General features: G+C 67.9%; 1 protein-coding gene. It reads right to left on the bottom strand.

What is annotated here, in order from left to right:
- Window positions 1–508, bottom strand: a 508-nt coding sequence (locus ACXRVZ_RS27795; RefSeq protein WP_458233157.1) for a hypothetical protein, incomplete at both ends; no start/stop codon positions are given.

The raw sequence follows: 508 nt of genomic DNA, 5'->3' as shown, positions 1-508 counted from the left end.
CTGACCGTTCTTGACCCAGGGCGTGAAGCGCTCACCCAGGCCGTAGACGTTCTCGCCGACGGCCAGCGAGAGCTGGTCGTGCATGTGGTTGCCCTTGRCACCCCACTGGATGTAGCCCAGGCCGCGCCAGTCGCTCTTGGTCAGGACGCGGTCGCCTTCGCGGAAGGTCAGGGCCCAGCCCTCGCCCTTCTTGACGTCAACCGAGATGGCGCCCGAAGTCAGGGTGGCCTTGGTCTCGCCGTTGACGATTTGCACGCTGGGCTTGCCTGCGCCGACCATGGGGATGTGCATCCGCGGCGGGCTGGACGCGGTGTAGTGCTCGACGCTGACGCGAATGACGCCTTCGAGCGGCGAGCTCAGCGTCACGGTCAGCGTGGGGCCTTGCAGCGTGTCGCCACGGTGCTTGATGGGGCGGGTCGTGGCGAGCACGACGAGGCGGTCTTCGTGGACTTCGATCGCGTAGGCCTCGGCCGCGTAGTGCGCGGCGACGCCCGGCTGAAGCATCCAC

This window comes from Roseateles sp. P5_E8, from assembly GCF_054177665.1.
The sequence above is the reverse complement of the archived record's forward strand: the minus strand, read 5'-3'. Positions and strand labels throughout refer to the sequence as shown.